Raw genomic sequence first — 24,949 nt, forward strand, 5'->3', positions numbered from 1 at the left:
TGTCCTTTGCGGCATATCCGTGTTGAGCGCATGGTGCCTATGTACCGTCTCAGTCGTACTGCAGCAGGCCGTGGCCGAGCTTGGGCGCACGACCTTCGATGAGATCGTTCAGGAATGACCAGATCGCATCGGCCGAGGGCGGGCAGCCAGGCAGGAAGTAGTCGATCCGCACCACCTCGTGCACCGGATGCACCTGGTTCAGCGGCAGTGGCAGTTCGGGATCGTCGGGTACGGCGCTGCCCGGCGCCAGCCCGTGCCCGGTGCGATACACCATCTGCAGGATCTCGCCGACGTCGAGCGCATTGCGCTGCGCCGGCAGGCCGCCATTGACCGCGCAGGCGCCGAGTGCGACCAGCACCTTGCAGTTGGCGCGGAACTCGCGCAGCACGTGCACATTCTCGGCATTGCACACGCCACCCTCGATCAGTCCGATGTCGCAGGGGCCGCAGTGCTTGATGTCGGTAATCGGTGAGCGGTCGAACTCCACCCTTTCGAGTAACGTCAGCAGGCGTTCGTCGATATCCAGCAACGACATGTGGCAACCGAAGCAACCTGCCAGCGACACGGTCGAGACCTTGAGCTTGCCCGCCATCACCCTGGCTCCTTGTCGGTGTGCACGGTGTCTGCCTGGACGGCCCCGATCGGTTCGCGATCATAGGTGCGCTTGCCGATCGGCACGGCGAAGCCCACGCGCTTGCGCAGGATCACGCCCACCGGACAGATCGTGGCCGCACGATCGCTGGCGGCAAAGCGCGTTTCCGCCAGCTGGCCGGAGACGCTGTTGACGATGAGATGCGAACGTGTGCCGCGCCCGGACAGGGCAAACACGTCCTTGCCATCAACGTCGCGGCTGGCCTGCACGCACAGCTCGCACATGATGCAGCGGTTGAAGTCGAGGAGTACGTCCGGGTGCGAGGCATCGACGGCCCGGTCGGGATAGAAGTGGTCGAAGTGGGGGCTGAGCATGCCCAGCCTGTAAGCCGTGGCCTGCAGCACGCAATCGCCGCTCTTCTCGCAGGAGGGGCAGAAGTGGTTGCCCTCGACGAACAGCAACTGCAGCAGGGTACGACGCTTGTCTGCCAGTTCCTCGGTCTCGCTTTCCACTGATTGGCCCGCCGCCGCACGCACGGTACAGGCGGTCGCCAGCCGGCCGTCGATCCTCACCGTACACAGCTTGCAGGATCCGTGCGCAGCAAAGTCCGGATGCCAGCACAGGTGCGGGATGTACTTGCCAGCAGCAGTTGCTGCCTGCATCACCGTCTGGCCTGGCGTGAAGGCCACTTCTTCGCCATCGAGCAGGAAGGTGTCCTTCATGGCTGTTCATCCTCCGCAGGGCTTGGCGTAGCGGGGAAGGGCGCGTATGCCGCATCACCCCAATCGGGCGGATGTCGATGGGTGTCGATAGCGCTAAGGTTGCTGCCCAGGTGAGCGCCCGGATCGTCCCGTCCGGTCATCTGGCGCGCCCGCGACAATGCGGCATCCAGATCGAAGGCGGGCTCGTATTCGCTTGACTGGAGCCGGCTCTCGAATACCGAAGGGAAGCGGGAGAGCATGTCGTTGACTGCGATGGTCGCGGTATTGCCAAGTCCGCAATGGCTCGCCCCTTGCATGAGAACGTGCATCTTCGCCATCTCCTCAAGGTCGTAGGGCGAGCCACGCCCGGCAGCCAGCTTATCAATCAGGCGGGCAACCACCGCGGTGCCGACCCGGCACGGTGTGCAGAAACCGCAGCTCTCATGGGCGAAGAAGTGAGCGAAGTTGCGCGCGACCTCAAGCATGTCGCGGCTGCGGTCGAACACCATGATCGAGCCGCCTGTGGCCACGTCCTCGAAGGCAATCCGGCGCCCGAACTCGTGCTCATCCAGACAATGACCTGCCGCGCCCGCACTGGTGACGGCCAGGGTGTCGCGGGCGCCCGCAGCCTGCAGCACGTCGGCCACGGTGACCCCGAAAGGAAACTCGTAGATCCCCGGACGGGCGACGTCGCCCGACACCGACAGCAATTTTGTGCCGGTAGAGGCGGGCGTGCCGATCGTGCGAAACCACTCGCCGCCACGGACGGCAATGAGTGCTGCGAGGGCGAGCGTCTCAACGTTATTCACCGTGGTGGGCTGGCCCCGGTAGCCGTTGGTGACAGGGAAGGGCGGTCGGATGCGCGGCTTACCCGGTTTGCCCTCGAGCGATTCGATGAGTGCCGACTCCTCGCCGCAGATATAGGCGCCGGCACCAAGGTGAATATCGATGTCGAAGCTGAAGCCGCGGCCCATGATGTTGCGCCCCAGCAGGCCTTGTTCGCGGCGTTGCGCCAGGCGTGCCTGGAGGCGGTCGAGCAGGTAGCGGTATTCGCCGCGCAGGTAGATGAAACCCTTGCTCGAGCCAATCGCGAGGCCGGCGATGCACATGCCATCGACGACGAGGTCGAAGTAGCTGTTGAGCAGGACACGATCCTTGAAAGTACCTGGCTCGCCTTCGTCGGCATTGCAGATAACGTAGTGCGCGTCGCCCCAGGCGTCGCGGCACGAGCGCCATTTGATGTCGCTGCCGAAGCCTGCGCCCCCCCGACCACGCAGGGACGACCGCTCGATCTCGGCAAGCAGCCCGGCTGCGCCACGGTCGAGCGCCGCTGCGAGCGCTTCGCCCGGGCTCAACCGATGATCGAGCAGGACGTCACGACGCTGGATGTTGTCCGCCACCTCGAACCATTCGGGTGGCCAATCGCCGATGGGTACGCGGCTGCGAACGAGGTGCGCCATCTCGTCGATCCGGTCGACATTCAGGCGGGTGATCGCACGCCCGTTTGCGAGCAGGGCTGGACCCTGGTCGCACATGCCGGTGCACGATGTCGTGTCCACGCGCACCAAGCCATCCTCGGAAAGCCGGCCTGGTTCGAGCCAGAGTTGCTCGCACAGTGCGCTCATCAGCCCGGTGTTGCCGAGCATACGGTCAGTGATGTTGTCCGAGAACAGCAGCCGGTATTCGCCTGCAGGCTGGGTGTGGAGAAAACTGTAGAAGCTCGCCGTGCTCTCGACCCGCACACGCGGCACGGCTAGCGCCGACGCAATGGCGCTGATGACGTCCGGCGGCAACCATCCCGACTGTTCCTGCACATCGATAAGGATCTGCAGAAGTTGAGAGGGCTCTCGGCGATGTTGCACGAGAATGCGATCGAGCTCCGATGCGTCCACAGCGTACTCCCGGCCATTGCGTGCTCTTGCTCCTGCATTATGGCGGGAAGCGTGGAGTATCAGTTATCAAGTTTCCAATGGCGTGATCAACTCGTTAAGTTTACATAACGCAGATTATCGTGGTTTCTGGACCAAACTGCGCAAGCGCCTAGCCGCGTTCCTCGAGAAACTGCAACGCGCGATTCCAGGCTGGGGAATGCTCAGCACAGCGTAACAACTGACACACCGCGTGAAGCTCGAACACATCAACGCCTGCAGCCAGCAGGCGTTTTTTTTCGGCCGCGATCCAGCGGCGCAGCGTACGCGGTGACGGTCGGCCAAAGTGACGGGTCATGCGCAGGCGCCAGTACAAGAAGCGAAGGCGGTCCGACCAAGGCGGGATGGCTGAAGGCAAGGAGGAACCCAAACGTGCAGGAATTGAGCTTGACTGAGATTGGGCAAAACGCCCTTCGCTTTCGCGAAGAGCAGCCCAACTCAGCCCCCTTCGGGGGTTCCGTCACCCTAACGGGTGACTCCATCAAGCAGAAAGCACGAAGGAACCAGGGGGCCGGAAAGGATCGCGCGCAGGCCGGGTGAGCCGGCCTGTGAAACAACATCGAAGCGGAGCGGATTACACCATTCGCGCGCCAGGTCGTAAAGCGTGCCACGGCTACGGATGGCCTGGCTGTTGGCGTCCGACCTCGCAAGCGAGGCCAGACACCAACCCCGAGTAAATCACGCTCGTCCCGTCCTGCGGCCGGGCCAACCGCTCAACTCGGCCCTACCGGGGCCAGGTTCGACACTGAACGGCCGATTCGGTCAGCAGATAGACGGCGGGACTTTGGGTCTAAGCAAACTCTCACGCGGCCGCTGCTTAAGTGACAGTCACAGGAACAAAACGCCAGATGTAACCGGCACGTACCCGATCAAAACGGAAAAGCTTCATACGCAAGCGCCAATGGTGATCGAGATCAGCAACGCGAAGCGCACAAGCAGAAATCTTCGGCTGAAACTTCTGTCGCTTCGAGGCCAGAACGGATCGACGAAAATCAGGACGCCCGTGGTAGCAGACATACGAAATACGGCGAAGAGCCTGAGCAGCCATAAAACCTCCTCTGTTAAAAGTGACAGTCACATCTAATCTTCCTTCCAAGCGGTCAGGTCAACGCGGTCGACGTACTTCACACCTGCATCCACCAAGAGCCGAAATGCAGTCTCAACACGGCTGAAAACCCTCCTCTGCTGCGACTTCTCGGTGTGGAGCCACAAAGGACCCGTGCGCAGATGAACCAGCAGAGAAAAGCCCTTCTCGACGCCCACCAGGTGGATCTGCTGAACAACGCCCTGAGAGACGAAAGCACGAAGGCGATCGACCGTAAGGCTAGGATCTGATGAGGCAAGATGAGGTGAAAAGCGGCGGCGCATAGGGCTTGAACAGAAATGAGGATTTGCAGCGCAAAATGTACAATTTGCGGAGAATTCCCGCAAGAGGTATTTTTTGCGAGCAAAAACCCCGGTTTGCCGAAATCAAAACCGGGGCTTGAAAGATCGGCCGAAAGGCCGAAAAGCCGCGCCGTTAAAGGGAAGGAGATGGCGGTAGATCAAACCGAAGCCTCAACTGTGCAACCGTTGCACAAAGTCCGGGTGTTACAAAGGAACCCGGACCAAGGGAGGGGGCGCGCAGTCTGTCCGCATGCGCGTCCATCCCCTCGCGCCCTTGGCTCCATTGAATTCAAAATGAATACCCTGCCCTAGCCGATGTCGATTTCTTAGGGACAGAGGAACAGGAAAGCCGCGCAAAGAATGGCGTTACAGACTGTGAGTTTCCGGTAACGCAGATTATCGTGGTTTTATGATCGCAGAGGGGGGGGGGGAAGAGTCACTCTGCAGGCTGTCTCGCTATTCGGCAGTTTGGGCACTACTGCACCAATACTGCCCACATGCATCCGCGAATGCGGTCAGGCTACGTCGCGGCCTGACTTAAAAAGTCTTTTAAAACAATGTGGTGCGGGGAAAGAGACTCGAACTCTCACGCCTTGCGGCGCTGGAACCTAAATCCAGTGCGTCTACCAATTCCGCCATCCCCGCGGGTGTCACGTCTGAAGCGGAGCGCATTATACACAGCACCTGCCCGATCGGCCGTCAGGTGCCGTGCCATGCGTCCCGTCAGCTGGCGGTGCGGCCGTAGTTGTCCTCGAAACGCACGATGTCATCCTCGCCAAGATAGCTGCCAGATTGCACCTCGATGATCTCCAGCGGCAGCTTGCCCGGGTTGGCGAGGCGATGCGTGTGTCCCAGCGGGATGTAGGTGGATTCGTTCTCGCCGAGCAGGAAGGTCCGGTCGCCATTGGTGACCTCGGCCGTACCCTTCACCACGATCCAGTGTTCGGCGCGGTGATGATGCATCTGCAGGCTGAGCTTGGCGCCGGGATTGACGACGATGCGCTTGACCTGAAAACGCTCGCCGGCATCGATCGAGTCGTACCAACCCCAGGGCCGGTACACCTTGCGATGGCTCTGCGTCAGGCTGCGGCCTTCGGCCTTCAGGCGCGCCACGACCTTCTTGACGTCCTGCGTTCGCTCCTTGTGCGCGACCATCACCGCATCCGGCGTCTCGACCACGATCATGTCCTCGCAGCCGATCGCGGCGACCAAACGGCTGCCGGCATGCACCAGAGTGTTCCGGCTCGATTCGAACAACACCTCGCCGCGCGCGGCGTTACCGTCTGCATCCTTGTCCGAGACGGCCCATAGCGCATCCCAGGCACCAACGTCCGACCAGCCGGCGGATAAGGGTACGACCACCCCCTGCCCCAGCTCCGGCGCTTCGGCGATGCGTTCCATGACCGCGTAGTCGATCGAATCGCTCGGGCTGGCCTCGAAGGCGGGGGCGTCAAGGCGGATGAAGTCCGCATCCGTGCTGCGGGCGGTAAAAGCGCGCGCGCAGGCGGCTTCCATGTCGGGATTGAAACGCGCGATCGCCTGACGCCACACCGAGGCCTTCATCATGAAGATGCCGCTGTTCCAGAAGTAGGCCCCGCTCGCGACATAGCGCTCGGCAGTGGCGCGGTCCGGCTTCTCGACGAACTCGGCCAGGCCACGTGCCGTGCCGGTGTCGGCAACCGGTGCCCCGGCTCGGATGTAGCCGTAGCCGGTCTCAGGCCGGTCCGGCACGATGCCGAAGGTCACCAGCGCACCGCCAGCGGCGGCTCGCGCGCCTTCTGCGATCGCCTGCTGGAAGGCCGTGACATCGCTGATCACGTGGTCGGCTGGCATCACCAGCAGCACCGGATCACCCTCCTCCAGTGCAGCCAATGCCGCCAGCGTGAGCGCTGGCGCCGTATTGCGACCGACCGGCTCGAGCACGATCTGCGGCGCTCGTACGCCGATCTGGCGCAATTGCTCGGCGATGATGAAGCGGTATTCCTCGTTGGTAACGACCAGCGGCCGAGGATCGACCTCGGCGCCAGCAAAACCCTTCAGGCGGACCGCGGTCTCCTGCAGCAGGGACAGTTCGCCGGTCAGCGGCAGCAACTGCTTGGGGTAACTTTCACGCGAGGCAGGCCACAGGCGGGTGCCCGAGCCGCCGGAAAGGATCACGCTCTTGATGGTCATGGTCGGGAGTGTCCTTGGTCAGGTCTGCAGTTCGCGCAACATGCGCGCGACGCCGTCGCGCCAGTCTGGCAGGTGGAGCCCGAAGGTATGGCGCAGCTTGGTGGTGTCGAGGCGGGAATTGAGCGGACGCACGGCCGCGGTGGGATAGTCGGCGCTACCGATCCTGGCGATCTCGCGTACCTTGAGAGCGCGCCCGAGGTTGCGCGCTTCGTCAATGACGAACTGTGCATACCCGTGCCAACTCGTCACGCCTGCTGCGGCGAGGTGGTAGGTGCCATCAAGCTCCGGCCGGCTCAGGCAGGCGCGCAGGGCGTGGGCGCTGACGTCTGCAATGAGTTCGGCGCCGGTGGGGGCGCCGAACTGATCGGCGATCACGCTCAGCACCTCGCGTTCGGCCGCCAGCCGCAGCATGGTGCGCGCAAAGTTCCCACCGCGCGCGGCATGGACCCAGGATGTCCGCAGGATCAGATGCCGGCAAGCACTTTCGCGGATCGCCTGCTCGCCCTCAAGCTTGGTACGCCCATACACCGATAGCGGTCCGGTTGCATCGGCCTCCGTCCACGCCCGCTCGCCACTGCCGTCGAAGACATAGTCGGTTGAGTAATGCACCAGCAGGGCGCCCGCATCACGGGCTGCACCGGCGAGTGCCCCCACCGCCTCGGCGTTGATGAGACGGGCCTGGGCGGCCTCGGTCTCCGCCTTGTCCACCGCGGTGTAGGCTGCGGCATTGACGATCACCGTGGGTGCCACACGGCCTACGGTGCTGGCCAGTTCGTCCGGGCGAGAGAGGTCTCCGCACAGGCCTGCGTCTGCATGGCGATCGAGCGCGACCAGCTCGCCGAGCGGCGCGAGTGCGCGCTGCAACTCCCAGCCCACCTGGCCGTTGCGGCCCAGCAGCAGTACCCTCATGCGCCCTGCCCTGCGTCACTGCCGCCATACTGGGTCGCCACCCAGTCGCGGTAAGCGCCGCTCTGCACATTGGCTATCCAGCCGGGGTTGTCGAGATACCAGCGCACTGTCTTGCGGATACCGGTTTCGAAGGTCTCCGCCGGCTTCCAGCCCAGTTCGCGCTCGATCTTGCGCGCATCGATGGCGTAACGGCGGTCGTGGCCAGGGCGATCCTTGACATAGCTGATCAGGCGCTCATGCGGCCCGGCCGGGTCGGGACGCATCTCGTCGAGCAGACGGCACAAGGTGCGCACGATGTCGATGTTGGCGATCTCGTTCCAGCCACCGATGTTGTAGGTCTCGCCAGTGCGTCCGCGCGCCAGCACCTCACGGATCGCGCTGCAATGGTCACCGACGTAGAGCCAGTCACGCACATTGAGTCCATCGCCGTACACCGGCAGCGGCTTGCCTGCGAGCGCGTTGACGATCATGAGCGGGATGAGCTTTTCCGGAAACTGGTAGGGGCCGTAATTGTTCGAACAGTTCGTGGTCAGCACCGGCAAGCCATAGGTGTGGTGCCAGGCGCGCACGAGATGGTCGCTCGCCGCCTTGCTCGCCGAATACGGGCTGTTGGGCTCGTAAGTCTTGGTTTCGGCAAACGGCGGATCCTGTGGCCCGAGCGAGCCATAGACCTCGTCGGTGCTGACGTGGAGGAAGCGAAACGCCTCGCGATCGCCGGCCGGCAGTCCGGACCAATACGTGCGCGCGGCTTCGAGCAGTGTGAACGTGCCTTCGACGTTGGTACGCACAAAGGTGCCCGGCCCGTGGATGGACCGGTCGACATGGCTCTCGGCAGCGAAGTGGATGATCGCGCGCGGCCTGTGCTCGGCCAGCAGGCCATCGACCAGTGCACGATCGCAGATGTCGCCGTGGATGAAGCGGTGCGCCGCGGTGCGCTCCAGACTGGCCAAGGTCTCGAGATTGCCCGCATAGGTGAGCGCATCGAGGTTGAGCACGGCCTCATCGCCGCCAGCAAGCCAGTCGAGCACGAAATTTGCGCCGATGAAGCCGGCGCCGCCCGTGACAAGGATCAAGATACGGCTCCCGTCCTGATTGCAAAGGCTGGATTATGGCATCGGGAAGCGGCCGGGCACAGTCCGGATGTGGCAGCTGGCACCTGCGGCACCGTGGTCGGGCCCTGGCGGGTCTTTCGAGGTGGGGCCCGGGGCGCCAAGAGACATGATTGCGTCGCTCCAGCGGCTGTTCCCGTGGCGCCTCGAGTTACATCGCGAGGCGTTCGGCGTAGCCCGTCATCTCGAGATAGCCTTCACCGATCGCACGCGCCTCGTCTGCCGCACCAAGTTCGAACAGGCGAACCGCGCCCTCCCAGTAGATCGCCCCGGTCGACGCGCGGCTATCCAGTTCCTGGTCATCGATCAACGGTCGCAGGCGCAGGCGGCGCCCGGCGAGCTCGATCTCCCACTCCACCGGGTAGCGGATGCCGGTACGCGGTGATTGCCAGTGGCGCAGCGGGGTAAAACGCAGCTCGTCGGGGCCATGGATGCGTGAGGCACCGTCCTCTTCGCTCAGCGTGCCTGCTTGCCAGAGCGCCCTGCCCTCGCCATCGCGCATCTGAAAGGCCATCAGTCCGCCGCCGCCATACAGATTGATACCGACCCAGTCCCAGCCGCGCGCGCCTTCGGGCAGGATCTCGCTCGACCACTCGTGATCGAGCCAGGCATGGCCCTCAACCTCGCGCACCTTGCCACCGATACGCATGCGCCCGCCCACCATCATCTGTGGTCGGCTGTAGTAATAGCTGGCATTGAGTGGATCCGGCGCCTTCTGGCTGAAGCCCTGCTTGCCGTTGAGGACAGGCGCACGACCCGGCTCGAACACCAGTTCGAAGCCAAATTCATCAGTCTCGATGTTCGTCCGATAAGGCGCCAGCACCGTATCGCCGCCTTCCAGGAACCAGTCATCCACCCGCACGGACGTACGCCCCTCGCCCGCCTCGACCAGCCCCGGATAGGCGCGCGCCGAACGCTCGGCGTGGCGCAACCTGCCAATGGACGGGTCCGCGATGGCGGCATGGGCAAGGATCAGCTGACGCGGGGCAAAGCGGCTCGGATTGTCCTCGCCGATACGCGTACGTACGCGGAAAAAGGTGAGCTGGAAACCATAGCCTCCAGCCCTTACTTCGGCCCCTCCCTCTCCGGCGCCCTGCCAGTGCCTGCCTGTCCCGCCGCCCGCTTCGCGCAACCAGCCGGTGACATACCACCACTCGGTGCGAAACTGCGGATGAGCACCAAAGTCCTGCGGAAACTGCAACAGCGCACCCTCCACCACCGGAGGGTAGGCCGAGGCCTCTGCACTGGCCGCATGCCCGCCTGCACGTGCAAGCAAAGGCACGCCCGGCAAGGCCAGTGCAAGCAAGCTGCCGACGACCGGGCGCAGCAGAAAGTGCCGCCGATCCGCAGCAGTTGGGGGTAGCCGCTTGTTCCTCATCCAAACTCCGTCAGCTTGTCTGCCATGTCATTCGGGGCCTTGCTTACCAGTCCGCCTTCACCGCCTGAACGGCCGAGCGCTGCATCGCGTGCCGGCCTGCCAGCCGGGCAACCCCGCCTGCCAGTACCACCAGGCTGGTAGCGAACACGCCAAGCGCCAGCCACGGCACGGCAAGATCCATGCTCCAGTGAAAACTCTGGCGGTTGATGATCTCGATCAGCACCCAGGCGATCGCGCCGCCCGCGAGCAGACCCGCGAGCACTCCGAGCCCTGCTGTTAGCGCACCCTCAAGCGCAATCAGCCGGCCGATCTCGCCGCGGGTCAGGCCGAGATGGCGCAGCATGCCGAATTCGCCCTGGCGCGTGGTCGCCAGCGCGGCGAAGGTGGTGGCAATGCCGAACAAGCCGATCAGGATGGCCACCGCCTCCATGAGGTAGGTGATCAGGAAGGTGCGATCGAAAATCTCCAGGCTGAGCGCGCGGATCTCGCCCGGCAGCGCGACCGTGATGTGCTCGGGGCCGAAGCGCTGACGCAGCGTTTCGGACACGCTGTGCGGATCGACACCGGCTGCGACCCGGATCGCCACATCGTTGATGCGCGTGTCGCCGGTCAGCGCAACGTAGTCGCGACTGTCGATGAGGGCTGCGCCATGCTGGCGGGCGTAGTCGCGCCAGATGCCGGCGACCACGAAGCCCTGCATGCGGCCGCCGATCGGCAGCTCGAACACGCTGCCCGGCACCAGTCGGTGACGATCGGCTGCGGCCTCCGACACCCAGGTCGCAGGAAGCGTCCCGCCGGCAGGCGCAACAAGGCTTCCTGCAACCAGTGGCAAGCCCCACTCTCCCTGCCCGTCTGCATTTACCGGGCGTGCCAACAGGCTGAACAAGGGTTCGGTATCGGACAGGCGCAGATTGACCAGGCGGGTGGTATCCACCGCAGCCACGCCCTCGACCGCGGCAATGGTGGCGAGCGCGCTTGGGTCGAGGTAGCCACTGGCGGCGGATGATGACGCCCTCACATAGAGATCGGCAGGAAGAACCTGGCCGAGCCATTCGTCCACCGACACGCGGAAAGAACTCACCATGATCGCCATCGACACCGCCAGTGCGACGCTCGCGATCACGCCGGCCCCTGCGACCACGGCCTGTGCAGGCGTTGCGCTCAGGCGCGCGTGGGCAAGTCGCCACAGCACGCTGCGTCCGTGTTCCAGCAATGGCAGCACTGAGCGCGCCAGCGCCGGCAGGGCGAGCACAGCTGCAGCCAGCACCAGCGCGACGGCCGCATAGCCGCCGACCGGGATCCCGCCCTGGGGCGGCAGTAGGCAGGCGAGCGCTGCAAGGCCCAGCAGCCCGCCTGCAAGCCGTCCGTCGACCTTCGCCTGGGGCAGGCCTGCACGTTCGGCCTCACCTGCGCGCAGGGCGCGGGCGGGGGCCACACGCGCCGCTTCATGCGCGGGCACCCAGGTACCGAGGACACCGGCGGCGACGCCAAGCAGCAGGTAAGCCAGGCTCAGTACAGGATCGACCTGCAGACTCGGTGCGAGTCCGCGGAAAAAGCCCGCACCCAGGTCGCCACCCACCAGGCGAAAGGCGCCCCCCGCCAGCGCATGACCCAGCACGACCCCGAGCAGGCCGCCGACGAGGCCGACCAGTGCGCCCTCGGCGAGCAGCCCGTGCATCAGCGCACGCCGCTCCAGGCCGAGCGCCCGCAGCAGCGCGAATTCGCGTCGCCGCCGTGCCACCGCCAGCAACTGGGTTGAGAAAACGAGGAAGCCCCCTGTCAGCAAGGCGATCGCAGCCAGCATCGTGAGGTTTACCCGGTAGGCGCGCGACAGCGAGCCCGCCTCGCTCGCCGCCGCCTCCGGCACACGCAGCGCCACCCCCGCCGGCAACAGCGGTGCGAGCGCGCGCATGGCAGTGTCGACCGCGACCCCATCGGCGAGCTTGAGATCGATGCGGCTGAGCTGACCCAAGCGCTCGAAGTGCTGTTGTACCCCTGCGATGTCCATGACGCCGACCAATCCACTCGCCCCCGGCACCTCGCCGGCCACCCGCAGTCGCAGGCTGCGCAGCCCCGACTGCGCGAGCAACCAGCCATCCTGAATCGCGGGCGGTTGCAACTCGCCCTCAGCTCGGCCGTTGCCCCCGGCTGCCTGCTGACGCCCGCCAACGCGCAGCGGCTGCTGCAGGAGCGCACGCGCATCTGCACTCAGGAACAGGTTCGACGGTTGCAGCGCAGCAAGGCGACCATCGCCCCCGGCGTCATCGACGTCGCGCCCCGCCGTTGCGACGACGCGAGGCATCAGCCCGGGCTGCACCTGCATCACCCGGAACAGGTCCAGGCCGAGGATGCGCAGGCTGTCGTCTCGCCCGGGCAGGCGGGCCTCGATCTCGAGCACCGGGCTGGCGGCAGCGACCTCGGGCCGCATCGCCAGCAGAGGGTAAAGTGACTCGTCGAAGCCCTCGCGCGCACCCACGACCTGCAGGTCTGCCTCGCCGGCCAGCAGGCGCACGCCGCGGCCGAACTCGTCGAGCGCGGCGCCATGGATCAGCTGCACCGCCAGCCCAAGCGCGACGCCGAGTGCGATCGCGACCAGAGATAGCGCGGTGGCGAGCCGTCTGCGCAGCAGGCTGGCGAGAAAGAGATGACGCAGCCGGGTGTTCATGATCCGTGGCGCACCGCATGCAGGCGGCCATCCACGAGTTCCATGACGCGGTCTGCCCGTGCCGCGGCCGCCCGCGAATGGGTCACCAGGATGCCCGCTGCGCTGCGGGCGCGGAGTTGCTCGAGGAGCAGGTCGAGCACCTCCATCGCACGCCCGGGGTCGAGGTTGCCGGTAGGCTCGTCGGCAAGCACCACCGCAGGCTGGTGCACCAGCGCACGTGCGATCGCCACGCGCTGCAACTCGCCACCCGACAGCAGGTGGGGCGAGTCGTCTGCTCGCCTCCCAAGCCCCACGCGGCCGAGCATCTCGCGCGCACGCCGGTCGGCCTCAGCCTCCCGCTGCTGCAGCAACCATAAGGGCAAGGCCACGTTCTGCGCCAGGCTCAGATGCGGCAGGATGTGGAAGGCCTGAAAAACGAAGCCGAAGTGCCTGCGGCGCAGGCGTGCGAGGCCGTCGTCATCGAGCCGCGCAAGTTCCGTCCCGGCCACCCGGATCTCGCCGCCATCGAAAGGCTCAAGGCCAGCGATGCAGTTGAGCAGGGTGGATTTGCCCACGCCCGACTCGCCGACGATGGCGACACATTCGCCGCCGGCGACCTGCAGTTCGAGCGCATCGAAGAGCACGCGTGGTGGCGCACCGGGAAGGGTCTTTATCAGTCCGGATAGTTGCAGCATGAGATCCCCGCGTGCGCGGCCGTGTTCTGGTGTTCTTGCGGTGACCGCGCAATGTCCGCCTTGTGTCAGCTGTCGCGGCCGAAAGTTGCATGCCGGCACGGTATACTCCGCCCGCCCTGCAAGGCGATGCCCGCTGTGCACGGCAAGCGCTGTCCCTATTACTCGCACCCGCATGGTGTGCACCCAGTCCAGGTCATGCCGGTCGAGCACTACGAGAACTTTCCTGTTGCGTCCCTGCTGCTGCCGGCGCGCTTGCGCGAGCCGGTCGAGGCCATCTACGCCTTCGCGCGCAGCGCAGACGATGTCGCCGACGAGGGCGACGCGGCGAGCGTGGAACGTCTGGCCCGCCTGCACGACTATCGTCTCGCGCTCGAAACCAGCGCGCGTGGCGGCCCGGTTCGCGACCCGACCCTGGTGCCGATCTTCGACCGCCTGGGACGAAGCATCCGTGCCCACGGCCTGCCCGTCCAGCCCTTTCGCGATCTGCTCGACGCCTTCGCGCAGGACGTGGTCAAGACACGCTACCGCGACTTCGCCGAGCTGCTCGACTATTGCCGGCGCTCGGCCAACCCCGTCGGACGTCTGATGCTCTGCCTCTACGGTGCGGCGACGCCCGACAAGCTGCGTCAGTCGGACGCCATCTGCACCAGCCTGCAGCTGATCAACTTCTGGCAGGACGTCGCCATCGACTGGCGCAAGGCGCGCATCTACCTGCCGCAGGATGAACTCGCCCGCTTCGGTGTCGATGAGGTCTTCCTCGAACGCGCCAGCACGCAGGGCCTCGATGGCGTGGACGGCGAGGGCACCGCCCGCTGGCGCGCGCTGATGGCCTTCCAGGCCGGGCGCGCGCGCTCGATGATGCTCGATGGCGCCGGCCTTGCGCGCGCCCTGCCCGGACGCATCGGCTGGGAACTGCGCCTGGTCGTGCTGGGCGGACTGCGCATCCTCGAGCGCCTGGATGCAACCGGCTACGACGTCTTTTCCCGCCGCCCGACCCTGGGCAAGAGCGACTGGCTGCGCCTGGCATGGCGCGCACTGAACTACGGACCCCGCGCATGAACCCGCACGACTACTGCCAGGACAAGGCCGCCAAGAGCGGCTCGAGCTTCTACTACAGCTTCATGTTCCTGCCCGCCGAGCGACGCCAGGCCATCACCGCGCTGTACGCCTTCTGCCGCGAGGTGGACGACGTCGTAGACGAGTGCCACGACCTGTCGCTGGCGCAGACCAAGCTCGAATGGTGGCGACAGGAGGTTCAGCGCACCTGGGCCGGGACGCCCACGCACCCGGTCGGCCATGCACTCAAGGATGTGCTGACGCGCTTCAACCTGCCACAGGAACAGCTGCTCGAGATTATCGACGGCATGGCGATGGATCTCTCGCAGACCCGCTACCTCGACTTCAAGGCGCTGCAGCTCTACTGCTACCGGGTGGCGAGCGTGGTTGGCCTGCTCGCGGCCGAGATCTTCGGCTACCAGGACCGCCAGACACTCAAGTACGCGCACGACCTCGGCATGGCTTTCCAGCTCACCAACATCATCCGCGATGTCGGCGAGGACGCCCGTCGTGGCCGCATCTATCTGCCGATCGAGGACCTGCAGCGCTTCAACGTGCCGGCCAAGGACATCCTCGAGGCGCGCTACTCCGACAACTTCCGTGCGCTGATGGCCTTCCAGGCCGAGCGCGCGGAAAGATTCTATGACCAGGCCTTCGCCCAGCTGCCCGCGAGCGACCGCAAGGCCCAGCGCCCGGGGCTGGTAATGGCCGCCATCTACCGCACCCTGCTGCGCGAGATTGCCGCCGATGGCTTCATGGTCCTCGATCGGCGCACCTCGCTGACGCCGCTGCGCAAGGTCTGGCTCGCCGGCACCACCTGGTTCAAGGGCTGAGCGCATGAGCGTCCCCGTCGTCGCCGTCATCGGTGCTGGCTACGCCGGCCTGGCCTGTGCCGTCGAACTCGCGCGAGCCGGCGTGCATGTCACCGTGTTCGAGCGTTCGCATACCCTGGGCGGGCGGGCGCGGGTGGTGCATAAGGACCACCACTGGCGGGTAGACAACGGCCAGCACATCCTCATCGGCGCCTATGGCGAGCTCACCCGCCTGATGCGTCTCACTGGCTGCTCGCCCAAGCAGCTCGCACACCTGCCGCTCACCCTGCACGTTCCCGACCGGCTGCAGCTCAAGGCCGCAAGCCTGCCCGCGCCCTTTCATCTCGCCGTCGGGCTGCTGCGCGCGCGCGGGCTGAGCTGGGCCGATCGCCTGGCCATGCTGCGGCTGATGCGCTGGCTCAAGAAGCGCAGCTTCCGCGTACCCGCCGACATGACCGTTACCGGCCTGCTGCAGGCAACGCGCCAGACGCCGCCATTGGTGCAACTGGTTTGGGAACCGCTCTGCGTCGCCGCGCTAAACACCCCGGCCGCCGAGGCCGATGCACAGGTGTTCGCCAACGTGCTGCGCGACAGTCTGGCCGCAGGCGCCGCAGCCAGCGAACTGCTGTTGCCGCGCGTCGATCTGTCCGAACTCTTCCCCGTGCCTGCAGCGCGCTACCTTGCCACCCGCCGTGGCAAGCTGCGCACCGGCAACGCGATCGAGGCGGTCGAGCCGGTGGCCGGCGGCTACCGGCTGCAGGGCGACCCCGGGAGCCAGCCCTGGCCGCAGGTCGTACTTGCCACCGCGCCCTATCATGCGAGCCCGCTACTGGCCAGCGCGGGTGGCTGCGAACGCCTGGTCGAGCAGATCGATGCGCTCGATCATGAGCCGATCACGACCGTGTACCTCGCCCTCGGCAAGGGCCAGCGCCTGCCCGAGGCGATGATCGGGCTCGTCTCAGGAACCGCAGTCGACCCTGCGCAATGGGCGTTCGACCGCGGCCAGCTCGGCGGTCCCGAAGGCCTGATGGCTTGCGTGATCAGCGCCAGCGGGCCGCACGAGGCCCTGGAACGCGACGCACTCATCGTCGCCTGCCACGCCCAGCTCGAACGCCAGCTCGGCCGTCGCCTGCCCGCGCCCGAGTGGTCGCAGGTGATCACCGAGAAGCGCGCCACCATCGCCTGCCGCCCCGGCATCCTGCGCCCGGGCATTCGCACGCCCCTGCCCGGCCTGTGGCTGGCGGGCGACTACCTAGACTCCGATTATCCGGCCACGCTGGAATCCGCGGTGCGTTCCGGCGTCGCCTGCGCCGCCGCCATCCTCGCCGAACTGGGACGCAAGGCGGGCGGCTGAGCCCTGCCCGTCCGTCCTTGCCGTGACCTCGTTACGAGCCGCGGCCGCGCCCTGAGTACCTTCTGCGCCGGAACTCAGGCGCTGGATGAAGTTGCTGCGTCAATGAGATGGCGCAGGATCGGGTTGAGCATCGCCGCGCCCAGGCGCTTGCTGCGGGCGCCGTTCCATCCGGCCACCGGATCGGGCAGCAAGGCATTGTCCTTGAACGGCATCTCCAGCGTCAGCGACACGCAGCCAAAGCGATGCGCCACCCACTTGCTCGCCAGCGTCAGCAATTCCTCGCCGAAACGGCCCGGTTTGTAGCCTTCGACGGTCTGGAAGTCCGGGCTTGCGGCAGCAAAGGCTTCGATGAAGCGTGCCTGAGCACGCGCCGCTTCGGCGCTGAAGCCGGGAACCTCCTCGGCGGTCGAGAAGAAGACGTAGGGCAGCGATTCGTCGCCGTGGATGTCGAGGAACAGCGCGCAGCCGGTGCGCTCCATCTCCGCGCGCACCAGGAAGACCTCCGGGCTGGCGAGCGGATCGGGCTCGCGCCATTCGCGGTTCAGGTTGCGCCCGGCCACATTGGTGCGCAGGTTGCCGCGCACGGCGCCGTCCGGGTTCATGTTCGGCACGATGTAGAGCACGGCGAGTTCGCGGATGCGCCGTGCCACGGGGTCCGCAGGGTCGAGCAGGCGCTCGAGCAGGCCTTCGACGAACCACTCGGCCATGGTCTCGCCCGGGTGCTGGCGGGCGATGATCCACAGCGGCGGACGGCCCGCCGCTGGATCGCCGACGACCACGAGGTCGAGGTCGCGGCCATCGACGGTGCTGCCGAGATCACGGATCCTGGCGAAGGGCGACTGAGCGACATGGCCGATCAGGTCGAGGTGGCGTTCGTAGGAATACGGCTCGAAATAGGCGTAGTAGACGCTGTCGCGCTCGGGCGTGTGCTCGACGATCAGTGCGCCGTCGCGGAAATGCGTGCCCTCCACGCGGAACCAGTGCTGGCGGTCGTAGGACGCGACGCAGCGGTAGTCCGGCCAACCGTCCGGGTAGGCCGCCGCCGCGGCGTTCTCGAACACCATGCGCACCGCCCTGCCCGCAGCGCCATGCAGGCGGAAGTGGAACCACTGGTGGAAGGCTGCGGCATTGTCCGCACGCAGGCGCAGGCGGATGTCCTGCGGATCGTCGAGGCTGAGTACCTCGATTGCACCGGAATCGAAACAGCTGCTGATCTTCATTGGCGCTATCCGGTTGCGCCCGCACGAGGCGGGCGGTGGATTCAGGCTTCGCGGCGACGGAACACGAGCGTGTCGGCGTCCGACGCGTCTGCGGCGAAGACATAGCCCTCGCTGTCGAAGTCCTTCAAACCGTCGACCTCGTCGATGCGGTTGCGGATCACGAAGCGACTCATCAGGCCTCGTGCACGCTTGGCGTAGAAGCTGATGATCTTGTAGCGCCCGCCCTTCCAGTCCTCGAACACCGGCGTCACCAGCCGGGCCTTGAGCAGCTTCGGCTTGACCGACTTGAAGTACTCGTCCGAGGCGAGGTTGAGCAGCACGCGCTCGCAGCCGCCCGCTGCATCGCCATCGAGCAACTGGTTGAGCGCCGCGGTGATGCGCTCGCCCCAGAACTCGTAGAGGTTCTTGCCGCGCGGGTTGGCAAGCCGCGTTCCCATCTCGAGGCGGTAGGCCTGCATGAGGTCGAGCGGACGCAGCACGCCGTAGAGGCCTGAAAGGATGCGCAGGTGGTCCTGCGCCCAGGCCAGGTCCTCTGCACTCAGGCTGCCGGCATCGAGGCCCTCATAGACATCGCCATTGAAGGCCAGCACGGCCTGCTTGGCGTTGCCGGCATCGAAAGGCAGCGACCAGTTCGCGTAGCGTGCGACGTTGAGGCTGGCGAGCTGGTCCGACAGCGACATCAGCTCGGCGATCTGTGCGGGCGAGCGCTCGCGCAGCACGTCTATGAGTTGTGCGGAATCGTCGAGGAAGTCGGGCTGGGTGCAGACAGTGGTGGTAGGCGGCGTCTCGTAGTCGAGCGCCTTGGCTGGAGAGATGACGAGGATCATGTGCAAAGCGAGCGGTGAAAGGCGTGAAGCCCAGGGCCTTCGAATGGTAGCGCGATTCGCTGCGCCGATCGTGCTTCGAAACGCGCCCAACCAATGATCGGGGTCGGCGACACGTGCCGCTGGTCATTCGAGCAGACTTCTACATCACCTTGAGCAGTCTCTCCGAGAGCTCGTCAGCGCGCTTGCGTCCCATTGTCGTCTCAGTGATCGCCTGTAGCCATTCGTCAAAGAGTTCACGCAGTTCTTCTTCACGCCGCGATGCGTGGATACGCTTGACGAGATCGAGCTTGGCGTAGGGGCCGTTGAAGGTGCGCAGCGTGTTCATCATGAAATCGCGGGCCATCTGCAAGTCCTTGGCTCCGCCCGGGGCGCCCGCGAGCGCTTGAACGGCGTTGGGCGTCGGTACGGCACCCCCTGCAGGGGGTGCAGCGGCTACGCGCTCCAGAAAGCCGCCGTCCTCGAGCTCCTGAAGCGTGGCCGCGGCGTTCTCGTCACCCGAGAGCCGCGTCAGTTCGTCCAGTGTGCGCTGCCCGTCGGCCAGGATCAGAAGTCGGCGCGCGCGCGCACCGAGTCTGCCGCTACGTGTGGTGAGCTCTTCTTGCCCGCGCGCCGTCTTGACGAAACACGTCATGGGGGTCTGTCTCCTCGTCGAGGATGCGGCCTTTGGCCGTCTGAAGGTTGGATGCACTACCTGCGGCCGGCGCACGCGCGGGACCGCCGCCGACGCCTTGCCGACTCATGCGCCGAGCATGCCGCCCGGGGTCCGCGCACGTCAAGTCGCCATGGCCGAAATGCGTGACGATTCTAACGCAGGCTCCGTTGCCGAACCTGCTCGAACAGGCAGACTGCCACCGCGGCGCCCACATTGAGTGACTCGACACCCGCACACATCGGGATACTGACGCGGCGGTCGGCCATCGCGAGCAGCGCGGATGACAGGCCTTGCCCCTCTGCACCAAACAACCAGGCAACCTGCGCTCGGATGTCTATCTGGAAGAGCCCCTGTGAGCCCTCCCCGAGCGCAGTGGCAATGCGCGAGCCGGGGAAGTCCACCAGACGGTTGGGGAGGTCCACCCGCTCTTCGAGCTGGAGCAGGAAATGCGCGCCCATGCCGGCACGCAACACCCTGGGTGCCCAGGCCTGGGCACAACCTTCTCCAAGCAGGACATGGTGCACGCCCGCGGCCGCAGCCGTACGCAGAATGGTGCCGAGGTTGCCGGGATCCTGTATGCCATCGAGCGCGAGCACGTCGGCTCTGAACGGCAAGTTGCCGGTCGAGGCGGGGAGATCGATGAGCGCCAGAATGCCTGACGGCGTATCTACCGGGCTTACGTGCGCAAACAGCGTATCGGCGAGCACGATCTGCTGTACCGCAGCTGGCGCCTTCGCTCGCAGTTGGGCAATCTCTCCGTGCTCCTCGATCCCTGCGGCAACAATCAGGCTCTTGATCGGCCAGCCTGCCGCGAGTGCGGCGTCGATCAGGTGCACCCCGTCGAGCAAGGTCTCGCCGTGCTTGCGCCTGTCGCGCGCGGAATACGCGAGCGCGTGCAGACGCTTCACGGTCGGGTTGTCGCGGGAGCTGATCTCCTTCGTCATGGCCGAGGGCTTCCGCAGCCCTGCTCAATCAGCCTGCGCACGGGGCCGAAGCTCCTGCGGTAGAACGGCGCGACGCCATGCTTCTCCAGTGCTGCAAGGTGCGCCGGAGTTGGATAGCCCTTATGGAGGGCCAGTCCGTAATGAGGCCAGCTCTGGTCGAGGGTGCGCATCATGCTGTCGCGGGCGGTCTTGGCCAGGATGGAGGCGGCCGAGATCGCGGGTTCGGTCGCATCGCCCTTGACGATGGCTCGCACCGCATACGGCAGGCGCGGACAGCGGTTACCGTCGACAAGCACCTGAGCGGGCTGAAGCTTCAGCGCCATCACTGCACGCTGCATTGCCAGCATCGTTGCGTGCAGGATATTGAGCTGATCGATCTCCTCGACGCTCGCTTCGCCCAGCGCCCAGGCCAGCGCATGCTCGCGGATCTGCGTGGCCAGGCGCTCGCGCGCCTCCGCGCTGAGCTTTTTCGAGTCGGCTAGGCCGGCGATCGGACGGGTTGGGTCAAGGATCACTGCGGCTGCGACCACGGGCCCGCATAAAGGCCCGCGTCCAGCCTCGTCCACGCCGCAGACATGCGCGCCGTCCGCGTCGGCGGCTGCGAACAGGTCTCTTGTCATCGTTCCACTCTCAAGCCCGCGTGCTGGCGAGGTAAGGCAGAATAGCCTCTGCCGCACGTCGCGCTGTATCCTGGCGCAAGCTCAGGTGCAGCTCCCGGAAGCGGCTCTCGGCTGCTGCCCGCCGTGCAGGGTCGCGCAGCCAATCCGCCACCGCCTCCGCGAGTCTGTCGGGTGTCGCCTCGTCTTGAAGCAGCTCGGGCACGATCGTCTCGCGACAAAGGATGTTGGGAAGCCCCACCCAGGGTAGATAGGCCATGTGCTTCATGAGTCTGTACTGCCACTTGCCGATGCGGTAGGTGATGACCATGGGGCGCTTGAGCAGGGCCGCCTCCAGACTGGCCGTGCCGCTTGCAACCAGGACAACGTCGGCTGCAGTCATCGCATCGACAGCGTGGCCGAACAGCATCCGCACTGGCAGATCGGCTGCCTGGTTACGCCGTAACGCCTCTTCAAAGATCTGTCGCGTTTCCCGCGTTGCGAGCGGCACGAGGAATATGATCTCCGGGTTGCCGGCTTGCAGTAGCCTGGCAGTGGCGATGTAGGTGTCGGCCAGGTTGCGCACCTCCGACTGGCGGCTACCAGGAAGTAGCGCGACGACTGCCGCGTTGGCGGGCACCCCCAGCCGGGCCCGTGTCTCAGCGCGATCGGGTTCGAGCGGGAACACGTCGGCGAGCGGATGCCCCACGTAGCTCACCGGAACGCCAGCACGCTCGTAGATCTCGGGCTCGAAGGGAAACAGGCACAGCATGTGCGATACCGAACGAGCGATGCGCTTTATGCGCCCTCCCCGCCAGGCCCAGATCGACGGGCTGACGAAGTGGATGGAAGGCATGCCTTCGTCGCGCACCTTCCCCTCGAGCCACAGGTTGAAATCGGGGGCATCGACGCCGATGAATGCCGTCGGGCGCTCCTTGCGGATCTGTGCCAGAAACGTCCGCCTGATTCCCGACAGCTCACGGTAGCGCTTCAGGGCGTCGACGTAACCATGAACCGCCAGTAGCTCGCTCGGCCAACGCACTTCGAAGCCTTCGGCTTGCATCTTGGGGCCACCGATGCCGAAAAACTCGGCGTCCGGGATGTGCTGACGCAGCGCGCGGATGAGATGACTGGCAAGAAGATCGCCGGAGGTTTCTCCGGCGACCATCGCGATGCGGACCTTCATTGCCGAAACCGACCCTCAGCGAACGATGCCACGCCCCGACTGCGCGATGAAGTCGGAGAACAGCTGGACCTCCGATTGCCCGGCAGCGAGCTCGGCGACGCTTTGACGAGCCTCCTCCAGGGACAGGCCGGAGCGATAGAGCGCGCGATAGGCACGCTTGATCGCTGCAATGCCTTCGGCCGAGTAACCACGCCGCTTGAGGCCCTCGCTGTTGATGCCGTGCGGCTTCGCCGGATTGCCGGCAACCGTCACGAAAGGAGGCAGATCCTGCAGCAGCACGGTACCGACGCCACAAAAACTGTGGGGACCCACGCGGCAGAACTGATGTACCCCGGTAAACCCACCGAGGATCGCCCAATCGCCCACCTGCACATGACCTGCGAGTGTCGCATTGTTGGCAAAGATCGTGTGGCTACCGACCTGGCAGTCGTGCGCGATGTGCACGTAAGCCATGATCCAGTTGTCGTTGCCGATGCGCGTGACGTGCGCATCCTGGCTGGTACCGACGTTGAAGGAGCAGAACTCGCGGATCGTGTTGCGGTCGCCGATCTCGAGCCGGGTAGGCTCGTCATCGTACTTCTTGTCCTGCGGACTTGCGCCGATCGAGCAGAACTGAAAGATCTCGTTGTCGCGGCCGATGCGGGTGTGCCCTTCGACCACCACGTGCGGGCCGATGCGGGTACCCGCGCCGATCTCGACATGCTCGCCGATCAACGAGTAGGCCCCCACGCTGACGCCTTCCCCGAGCTTGGCGCCGGGGTGGATGATCGCGGTCGGATGAATCATAGGGTCTTGATCGCACACATCAGTTCGGCTTCTGCGGCGAGTTCGCCATCCACGCTTGCACGCGCCTTGTATTTGTAGATGTTGCGCTTGGACTGGGTGATCTCGACGTCGAATATCAACTGGTCACCCGGTACGACCGGCCGCTTGAAGCGCGCATTGTCGATGCCGGCGAAGTAGACGACCGAGTTGTCATCGGGCTTGACGCCACTGCTCTTGAACGAAAGCAGCGCTGCGGTCTGCGCCATGGCTTCGATGATCAGGACTCCAGGCATCACCGGGTGGTGGGGGAAATGGCCCGGGAAGAAGGGCTCGTTCATGGTGACGTTCTTCAAGCCGCGCGCACGCACGCCCGGCTCGATCTCCAGCATGCGATCCACAAGGAGGAAGGGGTAGCGATGCGGCAGGTACTGCAGGATTTCCTTGATGTCCATGACGGCTCAGCCTGGGTCGCGGTCCTTGGGACCGTCGTTGTTCTGTTGTTCGAGATGGCGCACTCGCTTGGCGAGCGCGTCGAGATGACGTAGATGCGAGAAGTTCCTGACCCAGTCGCCGTGCGTCTGAAGAGGCAGGTTGCTGGTGTACACCCCCGCCTTGGGAATCGACTTGGCAACCAGAGTCCAGGCGGAGACCACAACGTCATCGGCGATGTTCAGATGCCCCGAAATGCCGGCCTGGCCACCGATCATGCAGCGTGCGCCGATCTGGGCACTTCCTGCAACACCGGCGCAACCCGCCATGATCGTGTGATCGCCGATGCGTACGTTGTGTGCGATCTGGATCAGGTTGTCGAGCTTGACGCCATCGCCGATAACCGTATCGTCGAGCGCCCCACGGTCGATCGTGGTGTTGGCACCGATCTCCACGTCGTTGCCAATGAGTACGCGTCCAACCTGAGGAATCTTGACCCACGCACCCGAACGTTCGCGGGCAAAGCCGAAACCGTCTGCGCCGATCACCACGCCAGCATGCAGGATGCAATCTTCACCGATCACGCAATCGTGGTAGATGGTGACATTGGCGGCCAGGCGGGTTCCCCGCCCGATCCGGGTACCGCGCCCGACATGACAGTTTGGTCCGATCACGACGTCTTCGCCGAGCTCGACCCCCTCTTCAATCGACGCGCCGGGCCCTACCTGAACGCTGCCGGGCACTGCACAGGCGACTGCAGCGAGGCGATGAACGCCCGGCTGCACCGCCGGAGGCGGACTGAACAGTTGGGCGACACGTGCAAAGTAGAGGTAAGGGTCGGGGGTGACGATGAGGCTGCGACCACTCATCTGCTCGACGGCATCGGGGCTGACGATAAGCGCCGTCGCCGCACAGGCCCTGGCTTGTGCGACGTACTTGCGGTTGGCGAGAAAGGCCAGGTCACCCTCCCCGGCCTGCTCGAGCGTGGCAACGCGTGCAACCGCAAGTGCCGGTTCGCCCAGCAGATCACCCCCGAGGCGATCGACGATTTCCTGAAGCTGGAACATCCTGTCGGTGGGCTTACTTCGCGGCTGACAGGGCCTTGATGACCTTGTCGGTAATGTCGATGCGCGGGCTGGCGTAGACCGCCTCCTGAAGGATGATGTCGTACTTCTCGCTCTCGGCAATCTGCTTGACCGTGCGGTTGGCTTGGTCAAGCACCGATGCCAGTTCTTCGTTACGCCGCTGGTTGAGATCCTCGCGGAACTCGCGCTGCTTGCGCTGGAAGTCGCGGTTCAACTCGTTGAACGTACGCTCCTTGTTGCGGCGGTCGTTTTCGCTCATCGTGGGTGCGTTACGCTCGAGGTCTTCCTGCATCGATTGCAGGTCGCGGGCCAGGCGCTGGAGCTCCTGGTCACGCTTCTCGAATTCCTTCTCGAGGCGTTGCTGAGCGCGGACGGCGGGAGCCGCCTCGCGCATCAGGCGATCCGAGTTGACAAAGCCGATCTTGGATTCGGCGATTGCAGCCTGGGACGCCCCAAGCAACGCTGCAGCGATCAGGGAAAGGGGGATGAATCTCACATGTGCCTCCGGA

23 protein-coding genes and 1 tRNA gene are annotated in these 24,949 nt (G+C 65.3%); 3 read left to right on the top strand and 21 right to left on the bottom strand.

Features of this window, described 5'->3' with window-relative positions; genetic code table 11:
- Nucleotides 1-49: 49 nt before the first annotated feature.
- The 11 genes from P7F68_RS11375 to P7F68_RS11425 form a co-directional block, all read right to left on the bottom strand.
- Nucleotides 50-592 (bottom strand): NADH-quinone oxidoreductase subunit B family protein, encoded by a 543-nt coding sequence (locus P7F68_RS11375; RefSeq protein WP_002937453.1) that lies wholly within the window; start codon nt 590-592, stop codon nt 50-52.
- The gene (locus tag P7F68_RS11380) at nt 592-1,314 is read right to left on the bottom strand and encodes a 2Fe-2S iron-sulfur cluster-binding protein (RefSeq protein ID WP_002937452.1); all 723 of its coding nucleotides are present in this window, start codon (nt 1,312-1,314) and stop codon (nt 592-594) included. Before P7F68_RS11380 ends, P7F68_RS11375 begins: the two co-directional genes overlap by 1 nt.
- Nucleotides 1,311-3,185 (bottom strand): NAD(P)H-dependent oxidoreductase subunit E, encoded by a 1,875-nt coding sequence (locus P7F68_RS11385; protein ID WP_277833197.1) that lies wholly within the window; start codon nt 3,183-3,185, stop codon nt 1,311-1,313. The genes P7F68_RS11380 and P7F68_RS11385 overlap by 4 nt, the downstream gene beginning before the upstream one ends.
- Before the next feature lie 148 nt (nt 3,186-3,333).
- Nucleotides 3,334-3,519 carry a hypothetical protein gene (locus tag P7F68_RS11390; protein WP_277833198.1) on the bottom strand — a complete coding sequence of 62 codons (186 nt, stop codon included), beginning with the start codon at nt 3,517-3,519 and terminating at the stop codon, nt 3,334-3,336.
- A 1,648-nt stretch (nt 3,520-5,167) separates the two neighbouring features.
- Nucleotides 5,168-5,252: transfer RNA gene (locus tag P7F68_RS11395), tRNA-Leu, on the bottom strand.
- Between the two features lie 78 nt (nt 5,253-5,330).
- Entirely contained in the window at nt 5,331-6,779 is a 1,449-nt protein-coding gene (locus P7F68_RS11400) for a mannose-1-phosphate guanylyltransferase/mannose-6-phosphate isomerase (RefSeq protein WP_277833199.1), read from the bottom strand.
- 18 nt (nt 6,780-6,797) lie between these two features.
- Nucleotides 6,798-7,688: a dTDP-4-dehydrorhamnose reductase gene (gene rfbD, locus P7F68_RS11405; protein WP_277833200.1), complete on the bottom strand. Its 891-nt coding sequence runs from the start codon at nt 7,686-7,688 to the stop codon at nt 6,798-6,800.
- Nucleotides 7,685-8,761 carry a dTDP-glucose 4,6-dehydratase gene (gene rfbB, locus P7F68_RS11410; RefSeq protein WP_277833201.1) on the bottom strand — a complete coding sequence of 359 codons (1,077 nt, stop codon included), beginning with the start codon at nt 8,759-8,761 and terminating at the stop codon, nt 7,685-7,687. The genes rfbD and rfbB overlap by 4 nt, the downstream gene beginning before the upstream one ends.
- 187 nt (nt 8,762-8,948) lie before the next feature.
- Nucleotides 8,949-10,175, bottom strand: a complete 1,227-nt coding sequence (locus P7F68_RS11415; RefSeq protein ID WP_277833202.1) for a lipocalin-like domain-containing protein — start codon at nt 10,173-10,175, stop codon at nt 8,949-8,951.
- Nucleotides 10,176-10,218: 43 nt separating this feature from the next.
- Nucleotides 10,219-12,840, bottom strand: a complete 2,622-nt coding sequence (locus P7F68_RS11420) for an FtsX-like permease family protein (protein WP_277833203.1) — start codon at nt 12,838-12,840, stop codon at nt 10,219-10,221.
- The gene (locus P7F68_RS11425) at nt 12,837-13,514 is read right to left on the bottom strand and encodes an ABC transporter ATP-binding protein (protein ID WP_277833204.1); all 678 of its coding nucleotides are present in this window, start codon (nt 13,512-13,514) and stop codon (nt 12,837-12,839) included. Before P7F68_RS11425 ends, P7F68_RS11420 begins: the two co-directional genes overlap by 4 nt.
- 195 nt (nt 13,515-13,709) lie before the next feature.
- Here P7F68_RS11425 and hpnC point away from each other — a divergent pair, with 195 nt between their 5' ends.
- Genes hpnC through hpnE form a run of 3 tightly spaced genes read left to right on the top strand, consistent with a single transcriptional unit; the run spans nt 13,710 to nt 16,736 of the window.
- Nucleotides 13,710-14,573, top strand: coding sequence for a squalene synthase HpnC (gene hpnC / locus P7F68_RS11430; RefSeq protein WP_198291751.1), 864 nt, complete (start codon nt 13,710-13,712; stop codon nt 14,571-14,573).
- Complete coding sequence (gene hpnD, locus P7F68_RS11435; RefSeq protein WP_002929102.1) at nt 14,570-15,403, top strand: presqualene diphosphate synthase HpnD; 834 nt, start codon at nt 14,570-14,572, stop codon at nt 15,401-15,403. Before hpnC ends, hpnD begins: the two co-directional genes overlap by 4 nt.
- Nucleotides 15,404-15,407: 4 nt before the next feature.
- Nucleotides 15,408-16,736 (top strand): hydroxysqualene dehydroxylase HpnE, encoded by a 1,329-nt coding sequence (gene hpnE, locus P7F68_RS11440; protein WP_002937422.1) that lies wholly within the window; start codon nt 15,408-15,410, stop codon nt 16,734-16,736.
- A 74-nt stretch (nt 16,737-16,810) separates the two neighbouring features.
- Here the strand turns inward: hpnE and P7F68_RS11445 are convergent, their stop codons facing one another.
- The 10 genes from P7F68_RS11445 to P7F68_RS11490 all read right to left on the bottom strand — a co-directional run bounded on the left by P7F68_RS11445 (nt 16,811) and on the right by P7F68_RS11490 (nt 24,936).
- Nucleotides 16,811-17,956: a M14 family metallopeptidase gene (locus P7F68_RS11445; protein ID WP_277833205.1), complete on the bottom strand. Its 1,146-nt coding sequence runs from the start codon at nt 17,954-17,956 to the stop codon at nt 16,811-16,813.
- A gap of 41 nt (nt 17,957-17,997) precedes the next feature.
- Nucleotides 17,998-18,783: a peroxide stress protein YaaA gene (yaaA, locus tag P7F68_RS11450; RefSeq protein ID WP_277833206.1), complete on the bottom strand. Its 786-nt coding sequence runs from the start codon at nt 18,781-18,783 to the stop codon at nt 17,998-18,000.
- Between the two features lie 139 nt (nt 18,784-18,922).
- A complete protein-coding gene (locus tag P7F68_RS11455) occupies nt 18,923-19,414 on the bottom strand; it encodes a hypothetical protein (RefSeq protein ID WP_270067930.1) in 492 nt (163 codons plus the stop codon).
- 173 nt (nt 19,415-19,587) lie between these two features.
- Nucleotides 19,588-20,379: a TrmH family RNA methyltransferase gene (locus P7F68_RS11460; protein WP_277833209.1), complete on the bottom strand. Its 792-nt coding sequence runs from the start codon at nt 20,377-20,379 to the stop codon at nt 19,588-19,590.
- Nucleotides 20,376-20,999 carry a ribonuclease HII gene (gene rnhB, locus P7F68_RS11465; protein WP_002929116.1) on the bottom strand — a complete coding sequence of 208 codons (624 nt, stop codon included), beginning with the start codon at nt 20,997-20,999 and terminating at the stop codon, nt 20,376-20,378. The genes P7F68_RS11460 and rnhB overlap by 4 nt, the downstream gene beginning before the upstream one ends.
- A gap of 10 nt (nt 21,000-21,009) precedes the next feature.
- Nucleotides 21,010-22,161 (bottom strand): lipid-A-disaccharide synthase, encoded by a 1,152-nt coding sequence (lpxB, locus tag P7F68_RS11470; protein WP_002937412.1) that lies wholly within the window; start codon nt 22,159-22,161, stop codon nt 21,010-21,012.
- 15 nt (nt 22,162-22,176) lie between these two features.
- A complete protein-coding gene (gene lpxA / locus P7F68_RS11475) occupies nt 22,177-22,947 on the bottom strand; it encodes an acyl-ACP--UDP-N-acetylglucosamine O-acyltransferase (protein ID WP_002937411.1) in 771 nt (256 codons plus the stop codon).
- Complete coding sequence (gene fabZ, locus P7F68_RS11480; protein ID WP_002929126.1) at nt 22,944-23,378, bottom strand: 3-hydroxyacyl-ACP dehydratase FabZ; 435 nt, start codon at nt 23,376-23,378, stop codon at nt 22,944-22,946. The genes lpxA and fabZ overlap by 4 nt, the downstream gene beginning before the upstream one ends.
- A gap of 6 nt (nt 23,379-23,384) precedes the next feature.
- Nucleotides 23,385-24,422 (bottom strand): UDP-3-O-(3-hydroxymyristoyl)glucosamine N-acyltransferase, encoded by a 1,038-nt coding sequence (gene lpxD / locus P7F68_RS11485; protein ID WP_277833214.1) that lies wholly within the window; start codon nt 24,420-24,422, stop codon nt 23,385-23,387.
- 13 nt (nt 24,423-24,435) lie between these two features.
- Nucleotides 24,436-24,936 (bottom strand): OmpH/Skp family outer membrane protein, encoded by a 501-nt coding sequence (locus P7F68_RS11490; RefSeq protein ID WP_002929130.1) that lies wholly within the window; start codon nt 24,934-24,936, stop codon nt 24,436-24,438.
- Nucleotides 24,937-24,949: the final 13 nt, after the last annotated feature.

Source organism: Thauera mechernichensis, assembly GCF_029588855.1.
In the GTDB taxonomy this organism is placed as follows: Bacteria; Pseudomonadota; Gammaproteobacteria; order Burkholderiales; family Rhodocyclaceae; genus Thauera; species Thauera mechernichensis.

What these genes read in the sequence shown, in the direction of transcription:
- P7F68_RS11375 (WP_002937453.1), bottom strand. Translation starts at nt 592, where the DNA reads ATGGCGGGCAAGCTCAAGGTCTCGACCGTGTCGCTGGCAGGTTGCTTC.
- P7F68_RS11380 (WP_002937452.1), bottom strand. Translation starts at nt 1,314, where the DNA reads ATGAAGGACACCTTCCTGCTCGATGGCGAAGAAGTGGCCTTCACGCCA.
- P7F68_RS11390 (WP_277833198.1), bottom strand. Translation starts at nt 3,519, where the DNA reads ATGACCCGTCACTTTGGCCGACCGTCACCGCGTACGCTGCGCCGCTGG.
- P7F68_RS11400 (WP_277833199.1), bottom strand. Translation starts at nt 6,779, where the DNA reads ATGACCATCAAGAGCGTGATCCTTTCCGGCGGCTCGGGCACCCGCCTG.
- rfbD (WP_277833200.1), bottom strand. Translation starts at nt 7,688, where the DNA reads ATGAGGGTACTGCTGCTGGGCCGCAACGGCCAGGTGGGCTGGGAGTTG.
- P7F68_RS11415 (WP_277833202.1), bottom strand. Translation starts at nt 10,175, where the DNA reads ATGAGGAACAAGCGGCTACCCCCAACTGCTGCGGATCGGCGGCACTTT.
- P7F68_RS11420 (WP_277833203.1), bottom strand. Translation starts at nt 12,840, where the DNA reads ATGAACACCCGGCTGCGTCATCTCTTTCTCGCCAGCCTGCTGCGCAGA.
- P7F68_RS11425 (WP_277833204.1), bottom strand. Translation starts at nt 13,514, where the DNA reads ATGCTGCAACTATCCGGACTGATAAAGACCCTTCCCGGTGCGCCACCA.
- hpnC (WP_198291751.1), top strand. Translation starts at nt 13,710, where the DNA reads ATGCCGGTCGAGCACTACGAGAACTTTCCTGTTGCGTCCCTGCTGCTG.
- hpnD (WP_002929102.1), top strand. Translation starts at nt 14,570, where the DNA reads ATGAACCCGCACGACTACTGCCAGGACAAGGCCGCCAAGAGCGGCTCG.
- hpnE (WP_002937422.1), top strand. Translation starts at nt 15,408, where the DNA reads ATGAGCGTCCCCGTCGTCGCCGTCATCGGTGCTGGCTACGCCGGCCTG.
- P7F68_RS11445 (WP_277833205.1), bottom strand. Translation starts at nt 17,956, where the DNA reads ATGAAGATCAGCAGCTGTTTCGATTCCGGTGCAATCGAGGTACTCAGC.
- yaaA (WP_277833206.1), bottom strand. Translation starts at nt 18,783, where the DNA reads ATGATCCTCGTCATCTCTCCAGCCAAGGCGCTCGACTACGAGACGCCG.
- P7F68_RS11455 (WP_270067930.1), bottom strand. Translation starts at nt 19,414, where the DNA reads ATGACGTGTTTCGTCAAGACGGCGCGCGGGCAAGAAGAGCTCACCACA.
- P7F68_RS11460 (WP_277833209.1), bottom strand. Translation starts at nt 20,379, where the DNA reads ATGACGAAGGAGATCAGCTCCCGCGACAACCCGACCGTGAAGCGTCTG.
- rnhB (WP_002929116.1), bottom strand. Translation starts at nt 20,999, where the DNA reads ATGACAAGAGACCTGTTCGCAGCCGCCGACGCGGACGGCGCGCATGTC.
- lpxB (WP_002937412.1), bottom strand. Translation starts at nt 22,161, where the DNA reads ATGAAGGTCCGCATCGCGATGGTCGCCGGAGAAACCTCCGGCGATCTT.
- lpxA (WP_002937411.1), bottom strand. Translation starts at nt 22,947, where the DNA reads ATGATTCATCCGACCGCGATCATCCACCCCGGCGCCAAGCTCGGGGAA.
- fabZ (WP_002929126.1), bottom strand. Translation starts at nt 23,378, where the DNA reads ATGGACATCAAGGAAATCCTGCAGTACCTGCCGCATCGCTACCCCTTC.
- lpxD (WP_277833214.1), bottom strand. Translation starts at nt 24,422, where the DNA reads ATGTTCCAGCTTCAGGAAATCGTCGATCGCCTCGGGGGTGATCTGCTG.